The sequence below is a fragment of the Algibacter mikhailovii genome (assembly GCF_014651495.1).
GTDB classification, from domain to species: Bacteria; Bacteroidota; Bacteroidia; order Flavobacteriales; family Flavobacteriaceae; genus Algibacter_E; species Algibacter_E mikhailovii.
This window is the reverse complement of the sequence record NZ_BMWZ01000015.1, coordinates 1-7,058: the sequence shown is the minus strand read 5'-3', so window position 1 is coordinate 7,058 and position 7,058 is coordinate 1. Positions and strand designations below refer to the sequence as shown.

The following is a 7,058-nucleotide window of genomic DNA, read 5'->3' as shown; positions in this document are numbered from 1 at the left end:
TGAAAACGCACTAGCAGAACGTGTAAATGGAATACTAAAAGATGAATTTTATCTCGACCAAACCTTTGCTAGTATGGAAGAGGCCAAAAGAGCAACCAAAAATGCTATTAAATTATATAACTCTAAAAGATTACATTTATCTTTAGACTATAAAATACCTAATAACGTGCACCTAAATGCAGCCTAATTTTAATCAATAACCTGTAGACGTATTTTAGGACGAGACATTAAAAAGAGATTCTGCATAGAACCTCAAATTCATTGTCAAAATTGGATGATTGATACAAATTCTCCTGAATCGCTTAAAGAACTGAATAAAAAACAGATAGCTTACTTTCTTTTTGCACCTAACCTTTATTTAAATATCATATTTGAAGTAAAACCATAGATTCACGTTGGTTACATAAAGAAAATTTCACTTTTTTTTTTATCTATATTTGTTTCATGAAAATAATTGTCTTTATATCAACACTATTCTTCTACAACGTCCTACTAGCTCAACACTCAGCCATTTGGGGAACTGCCTTCAGAGGTGGAGCAAATGACGCAGGGTTTATTTACAAACTGGATCCTGATGGTAGTAATTATGAAATTGTTCACGAATTTAATGGCACAACAACAGGAAGGTCCTTGTATGCGGGATTGGTAAAAGGGAATGATGGTTTGCTTTATGGTGTAACTGCGTTTGGGGGGGCGTCTGATGCTGGGGTTTTATATTCAATCAATCCAGAAAACAATGACTTTGAGGTGCTTCATCATTTTGAAGTTGGAATGCATCCACAAGGTGAGTTAGTGTTAGCTGCTAACGGAAACTTTTATGGATACGGAAATTCTGGTAGTGGGGTCATTTTCGAATTTAATCCATCGAATAGAAGTATGGAAATTGTACACAGTTTCTCCGATTCAGCTTTTGTGAGTGCTGAAGGATATCTAATTGAAGTTGAATCTAATGTATTATATGGTATTGGTAATTCTTTAGGAAATTATGGTCGAATATTCAAGCTTGACATGAACACAGGGATTTATTCAGAGCTGCATAGTTTTAGCGGTACAATTGGTAGATGCAACCCTACTTTACTTTTAACGGATGATAACGTACTCTACGGAACTTCGTTGTCAGAAGAAATAATATTCACATTTGATTTAAAAACAAATACTTTAGAAATAGTCGCTACTCTCTCTGGAGACTTTTCAGGTCTAAATGGAGGGCTTATCATGGCCTCTTCCGGTAAAATCTATGGAACAGCTGTTTTTGGTGGACCTCTTCGTTTTGGTTCTCTTTTCGAATTTGACCCGGTCACAAAAACAACTACTAATGTATACACTTGCCGCAGTGAGACCGATGGAGTACTAACAAACTCCCCAACTGAAGGTTATGATGGCAATATCTATTCTACCACCCGATACGGAGGAACGGGCGATGGACTAGGTAAAATTTTTATGTATAACCCATCTACTGGTTCTTCAACCGAAACACTAGTAAGTCTTGATGATGCTCATACTGTAGCATCAATCCTGCTTGTGGTTGGAGAAAGGACAATTACAGACTTGACATTATTCCCAAAAGACAGCACTATTACTACGGATGATGGTCAAATCACTTTCCGCCCAGAGATATTACCAACCCTTGCAATGGAGCAAGATTTACTTTGGACATCAAGTGACCCATCGATTGCTACGATATCTTCTGACGGAGTTTTAACCGCTCAAAAAAATGGAGTAGTAACAATTAGTGCAACTGCTAATTATGGTTTAGGAATATCTGACGAAACAACTGTCACAGTCACTAATCAAGATGGAAATATCCCAGAAATTTTAACAGAAACTATCACTATAACATCTGAAACCAACGTAATCAATAGCATTGGACAAACATTACAGCTTGGTACTGATTTTTCTCCTTCGAACGTTACCAATCAAAATGTAACTTGGAGTATATCAGACGAATCCATAGCTGAGATATCTTCCGATGGAATTATTACAGCCCTAAATACAGGACAAGTAACCGTAACAGCTCTTTCCAGTGATGGCACAGGTATTATTGCCACGAAAGTTGTTCTTATTAATTCAAAAATAACTTCTATTGATGTAAATTCTGCCGCTGACATAATTGATACAGAAGATGGAACTCTACAAATGCTAGCTATCGTCACCCCATCTAATTCTTCAAATACTGATGTATACTGGAATGTCTCTGACGAAAGCATTGCAACTATTTCGGAAGATGGTCTATTACAAGCATTATTAGATGGGACTGTAACTGTATACGCTGAAGCATATGATGGCTCAGGGGTTATTGGTTCAAAAGAAATAACTATTACTAATCAAATTCCTTACGTAGAAATTGAATCAATTATAATCAATGCAGAATCGGATATGATAACAACCTGTAAGGGTACATTGCAATTGACAGCTACCATTTTACCAGAAAATGCTACTGTACAAAACTTAGAATGGACTACAACAAACAGTGGAGTAGCTACTATCGACCAAAATGGTTTAATTACTGCAGTAAGTAATGGAACAGTCTATATCGCTGCTACTCCTACTGAAGGGACTAATTTTCTAAGTGGCATATTTGTAGTGACAATTAGTAACCAAACAGTGATTGCAGTAGAAAGTTTTCATGTATCTACTAACAGTTCAAATATCCTTATTAACGAATCAGATTCAGCTTTTATACAGAACATCTATCCGGCCAATGCAACTTGCTACTCTATAAATTGGACAGTCGAAGATTCTGATGTGTTAGAATTGACACAAGAGAATGATTCAGTTATTTTTGATGGGAAATCAGTGGGAAATACTACAATTAAAGTAACCATAGAAAACGGTGATAATAGTATTTTAGAAAAAGAAATTTCTGTAAACGTAGGTTCTACTTTAGCCGTTGCCGAAGAGACTCAATCAATTCATGGAATAACACTCTACCCTAACCCTTCATCCGGAACCTTCTCCATAAATGGAATTACTGAAAATGTTTCAGTAGATATTATATCTATCAGTGGGCAAATAATTAAATCTTTTTTCATAACTCCTACAAACTCTGAATTAGATATTTGCGAGCTATCGACAGGCACATACCTCATCCGCATTTTGAATAAATCTGGGATATTCTTTAGGAAAATCATTCTACTTTAATGTAATATCAGCTAATCTAGACAGAAAGAGGTCTTTCATAAACATTTATCCAGCATTGGTGTTTGCCACTATTTTAACTTTCTGCATTTTATTTTTTAACAAAAGACTTGACTGACCTTATAATTTATATTGAAAAAATGAGTTGGGATATTGTATTATTTAACTCCAAAGAAATTAAAGCTCAATCGAAGAAATAAATTAAGACAAACTCGAACCAATAAACTTTACAGGAATTCTCGAAAACTCATTTGATGTTATTCTTAATGGACTAAAATTACCGAGAAATTAATAGAAAAGTCTTTTCCTTTAATTTCTTTACCGATGGTGAAATGGTAAATAATAAAATATTGAGTTTGTATGGAGAATACAGATTGCTCAAATTAAATGAACTAGCAAAGTAACAAGATTGGGGAATTTTCGCTACAGGATTGAAAAACATGATTAATCTGTAAAACCCAGAGAATAAAGGTTATGAGAATCATAGAAATGTGATAAAGATGAAATAATAATACGGTGTACAACACGGTATATAGCAAATAGTGCGTTAGGAGGTTAAGGAAAGTTCTATGCCATTTAAAAACACCTCCAAATCCTGAAGCTCATCACTTTCTACTGCCCTACTAACCATATACAAACCGTTGGCAATAATGAAAGAAAAACTCGAACAAGAATTAAACTATTTAGGCTCAAATATTGAATTAACAGATTTCAATACAATTGAACGTGGACTGAAATTTTATTTGAGATTTGAATTAGGAGACACTTTTAACAACGGAACAAAAGAACGTGTAAAACAAGCAACAAAACGTGCGTCTGAACTGTTTGAGAACCATTTTGAAAAAGATTCTGTATTATACATAATTATTTATGATTTTGGAGACGATATGTTTGCTGAAACGCCAAATCACATTTATGAATTATTAAGATCAGAAAATATACAAACTCAACAGTTTGAGAAAAATCTTGCAACTAGATATTTTGATGACGAAGACAATATTGAGCGAATTAAAGGAAAATTAACAATTTGTAAATTAGAAAGAAACGGAATTAATTATCAAGAAATATTCAACGGAATTGCAAATACAGTGATGGGATTTTCACCAACAATTCATCAATTAGTGTACTTTTTTCAACCGAAAACTAAAAAATGGTTTTGGATGTATGATGACAGAGGTTGTTTAATGTTTAGTAACGAAACAGATGATTTGAAATTGAACTTATTGAAATTTGACAAATGGATTGTTGAATCTCAAAGAGAAGTAATGGAAAAACAATTTGAATAAATCACTATTGCCAACACCCTATATAAAAAATTGCTAGTTTTACCCTAAACCAATGTTAGTTGCTTTGTTTGCTAGCTTCTGATTTTCCTTCGGAAAATCCTCGCACACAAACTACGCACTATTCTGATACAAGCACGTTACCAAATATTTGTATAACTCTTAAACTAAATAAAAATGTTGCGAACTGTTATAATGCTTATTTTTTGTCTTACCATTTATTCTTTTAGTAGTGCTCAAGAAAAAAAAGAAATAGACGAATCACGTTATAAGGGCATAAATACAGGGAATGAGACTAGATTTTTAGAATCAAAACTCAATAATAAAAACTATAAACTGTATATAAGCCTACCTAAGAATTATGATGAGGATATTAATCATAGATATCCCGTTTTATATATATTAGATGCACAATGGGATTTTACAAGTATGGTTTCCTCACAAAAATTCCTGAATAGTGACCGATTAATACCAGAACTGATCGTAGTAGGAATTTCTTATGCAGGCGAAAACCCCAATTATTCATCATTGAGAACGAATGATTTGACCCCAACAGTAATTCCAGAGAGAAAAAATAGTGGGAATGCTAAATTATTTGCCTCAGTTTTACGCACTGAAATTATCCCATTTGTAGAAAAGGAATATCGAGCATCGGATAATAGAAGAACTTTAGCAGGTAATTCTTTTGGTGGCCTTTTTACCAATTATATGCTATTTAATTATACTGATTCATTTAATAATTATATCATTTGTAATCCTTCTTTTTGGTATGATAGTGAATTGTCTTATACTTTTGAGGAAAACTATTTTAAAGATAATAAGAAATTAAATGCTAATGTAATTCTAATAAGCGGCTCTCTTGATGATGTTGAACGCCACAATAAAATGGCGAAACAAATCGAATCTAGAAAATATGCTGGTTTGAATTTTAAATTTAGCGTTGTAGAAGGTTTTGCTCATAGTAGTACAAAATCAATAGCTTATGCCAAGGGCATTTTGCACAGTTACAAAATAACACCTATTAAGGTAGATGAAAAAAAACTATTAAAATATACGGGGAATTATGAGTTAGCACCTGGAAAATCAATCTCAATTACAATCAATGATGGGCATTTAGCCATTAAGGAATTTGACGGATTCGTCAATATTCCCATATATGCGATAGCTGAGGGTGAATTTTCCATTTGGGGAACCTATATACCCTTTGATTTTAACAAAAATGATAAAGGAGGTATAATAGGTTTATCAACTGAATATAATGATGCACCAATTACATTAAAGAAAATCAAGTAATAAACATTTGGTAACATAGTATAAAAATAATGCTTAAGTTTAATCCTAAATCTAAAGGCTAGTGCTTTTTTACACGTAACTGTTGTAGGTAAATTATTCGAATATGAAATATACTGTAATCGTACTTATATGTGGGCTCTTATTGGCTTGTTCAAAAAATCAAAACAATATAAACACAATCACAAATTTGAATTTACTGGCAGATTCTTACCTTAAAGCGTTTTTGTCAACGCATCCAGAGGACGCTTATTCATATGGAATTGACATTGAGCGTCATGATGGGCACCCAATGAATGATGTAAATGAAATATTAGAATGGCAAAATTATGAAGATAGCTTGTATTCTGAATTTCAAAAAATTGATCAATCGAAGATTACATTAGCTAAGGATAAAATCACATATTGGACGCTAAAAGAAAAATTAGAGTCACAGATAGAGTTTCGAATTTGCAAGCAATACCTCTGGCAAATAAGCCATATGACCGGATGGCAAAACACTTGGCTCAACATGGCAAGAAAACAACCTGTCATAACAGAGAGCAATAAATCTCAGGTTTTAATTCGATGGAACTACTTTCCGAGATTTATAGATAACGAGATTACCAATCTAAAATCAGGAATTGAGCAAGGCTACACAATGCCCAAGGAGATTGTAGCTGTGGTAATAGATCAAATTCAAACTATTTTGGAATACCCAATAGATAAGTCACCATTGATTGCACCAGCTAAGAGAGCGACTTCAAAAACTTTTAAAGATGATTGGACAATTCTCATTCAGGAGAGAGTCCTACCGGCCATACACGTTTATCAAAACTATTTAAAAGAGGAGTATTACGATCAAGCAAGAGAAGAAGTCTCTATTGTGAATATTCCCAATGGGAGCGAATGCTATCAAGCCTATATAAGGTATTGGACTTCAACTGAAATGACAGCTGATGAAATCCATGAATTAGGGCTAAAAGTAGTTGGCCAAAATAAGGCAGAGGTAATTGAATTAGGGCAAAATATTTATCAAACAAGTGATTTTACTGAAGTAATAAAGAAAAGTAAATCCGATAGTACCCAATATTTTAAAAATAGTGGAGACATGCTCACCTATAATGAGCAATTTCTTAAAACAGCTAAATTGGAATGTGCCAATTGGTTTTCTTCTTTACCATCTTCAGATGTTGAAATTTACCCTTATGAAGCTCATGAAAAAGGTTCAGCCAGATATGAAATGGCAACTAGCAACACACCTGCCTATTTTCGCATTAACTTGAATCATCCCAATTCAGAAATATTTGGTCAGAGTGAAATTAGAAATGCACATGAGGCATATCCAGGTCATCATTTGCAAATAGG

5 protein-coding genes are annotated in these 7,058 nt (G+C 33.6%); all 5 read left to right on the top strand.

What is annotated here, in order from left to right:
• Nucleotides 1-187: integrase core domain-containing protein (locus IE051_RS18110; RefSeq protein ID WP_189362832.1), on the top strand; the 187-nt coding region annotated here is incomplete at its 5' end.
• A 257-nt stretch (nt 188-444) separates the two neighbouring features.
• Nucleotides 445-3,141, top strand: coding sequence for a choice-of-anchor tandem repeat GloVer-containing protein (locus IE051_RS18105; RefSeq protein ID WP_189362831.1), 2,697 nt, complete (start codon nt 445-447; stop codon nt 3,139-3,141).
• A 647-nt stretch (nt 3,142-3,788) separates the two neighbouring features.
• Nucleotides 3,789-4,424: a DUF3885 domain-containing protein gene (locus IE051_RS18100; RefSeq protein WP_229796867.1), complete on the top strand. Its 636-nt coding sequence runs from the start codon at nt 3,789-3,791 to the stop codon at nt 4,422-4,424.
• A 174-nt stretch (nt 4,425-4,598) separates the two neighbouring features.
• The gene (locus tag IE051_RS18095; RefSeq protein ID WP_189362830.1) at nt 4,599-5,714 is read left to right on the top strand and encodes an alpha/beta hydrolase; all 1,116 of its coding nucleotides are present in this window, start codon (nt 4,599-4,601) and stop codon (nt 5,712-5,714) included.
• A gap of 103 nt (nt 5,715-5,817) precedes the next feature.
• Nucleotides 5,818-7,058 (top strand): DUF885 family protein (locus IE051_RS18090; RefSeq protein ID WP_189362829.1); only part of this gene is annotated, 1,241 nt, incomplete at its 3' end.